This is a genomic window from Robertmurraya massiliosenegalensis JC6 (genome assembly GCF_000311725.1).
Classification (GTDB): Bacteria; Bacillota; Bacilli; order Bacillales; family Cytobacillaceae; genus Robertmurraya; species Robertmurraya massiliosenegalensis.
Window position 1 is genome coordinate 1 of record NZ_CAHJ01000100.1, and the last position, 1,808, is coordinate 1,808.

Genomic DNA, 1,808 nt, shown 5'->3' on the forward strand with positions numbered 1-1,808 from the left:
CCCTCTCTGTTAGGATAGTTGTCGTACGATACTTTAGTGTTATAGTTAAATAAATAACACGGAGGTCGTTCGATATGACTGAAAAAAATGGAGCACGGTATTCCCAAGAACAAAAAGAAGCTATTATCAAACGCATGATGCCCCCAAATAATGAATCTGTGTCTAGAATTTCAAAAGAAGTTGGTATTTCAGATGTGACATTATATAAATGGCGTAGAGCAGCACGTGCAGCTGGAGTGGCAACACCTGGCAATGGACAAACAAGCGATAATTGGAATAGCCAAGATAAGTTCTTAATCGTGATGGAGACGTTCGCGATGAACGAATCGGAGCTTGCCGAGTATTGTCGTAAGAAAGGTTTGTATCGTGAGCAGATTGAAGCATGGAAAAATGTGTGCCTTCAGGCAAACGGTCAGGTATTCGACCAAGCCAAACAGTTGAATGGCGCATTGAAGGAAGAACAGAAGCGTGCCAAGCAATTAGAAAAGGAGCTACAAAAGAAAGAAAAGGCACTAGCCGAAGCTGCAGCGTTATTACTTTTGCGAAAAAAGGCCCAAGCGATTTGGGGGGACGACGAGGAAGAATGATTAGCCCGTCAAATCGCGCATTAGCAGTTGAACTAATCCAAGAAGCCAATCAAAACGGTGCGCGATTAGCGAAGGCTTGTGAGGAACTTCATATCAGCGTACGGACATACGAGCGCTGGGTAGTAGAGGGTGGAGTGAAGGTCGATCAGCGCCCATTTGCGAAAAGACCAGTACCGAAAAACAAGTTGTCTGAAGAAGAAAAAGAGGGAATTCTGACAGTTGTCAAACAAGAGGAATACGTCGATTTACCACCTACACAGATTGTCCCAAAGCTTGCGGACAAAGGAACTTACATTGCTTCAGAATCCACGTTTTATCGTGTGTTACGTGAAGAAAAAATGCAACACTATCGCGGTCGTAGTCAAAAGCCTGAAAGAAGAATCCCTGAGAGTCATCTAGCAACAGCACCAAATCAAGTGTGGACATGGGATATTACATGGCTTGGTGGACCGGTGAAAGGTTTGTTTTATCGACTCTATTTAATTCTTGATTTATTTAGTAGAAAAGCAGTTGGCTGGGAAGTTTGGGAAACAGAAGAGGCAAAACACGCTGAAACGCTTGTGAAAAAGGCGGTTATCAATGAAAAAATCCAAGGTGCACCACTCGTATTGCATTCAGATAATGGTAGCCCTATGAAAGCCGAGACATTCCTAAGTTTACTAGAGAAATTGGGCATTCAAAGTTCCTTTTCAAGACCACGTGTGAGTAATGATAATCCTTACTCAGAAGCGATGTTCCGGACACTCAAATATCGACCGGATTTTCCGCACAAAGGTTTTGCATCACTCGGAGAAGCAAGAAAATGGGCACAGCAATTTGTCCATTGGTACAACGAGATTCACCTGCATAGTGGGCTAAATTTTGTGACACCTGTACAGTGCCACACCGGAGCACATTTAGCCATATTGGAAAAGCGAAAAAACGTATACGAAGCAGCGAAGGCTAAACATCCAGAACGTTGGTCAAGAAGCACAAGAAATTGGGCACCGAATGAGAAAGTAGCACTCAATCCAATGCGAGATGAGAGTCAAACCGGAGCATTGAGGAAATCATAATATTCCCCATTTTCCTGGTGATTTGAATCGAAAGCACGCTTTTCCTTTCGATTCAAATCACCAGGTCAGCAAGCGCAGCGCGGTAGCCTTGACTAAGCTAGGGCATTGAGAAAATTCTATTAAAATACTAAAGTAGCTAAATGCGACAACTATATTGACAAACACC

The 1,808-nt window shown here is 43.1% G+C and carries 1 protein-coding gene; it reads left to right on the forward strand.

Features of this window, described 5'->3' with window-relative positions; genetic code table 11:
* The first annotated feature begins 74 nt into the window (after positions 1 to 74).
* Positions 75 to 1,642 (forward strand): IS3 family transposase gene (locus tag BMSHG_RS00025; protein ID WP_392397260.1). Its coding sequence is split into 2 segments (ribosomal slippage): positions 75 to 558 and positions 558 to 1,642, totalling 1,569 coding nucleotides; the frame shifts between segments, so codons are not numbered across the junction.
* Positions 1,643 to 1,808 lie beyond the last annotated feature (166 nt).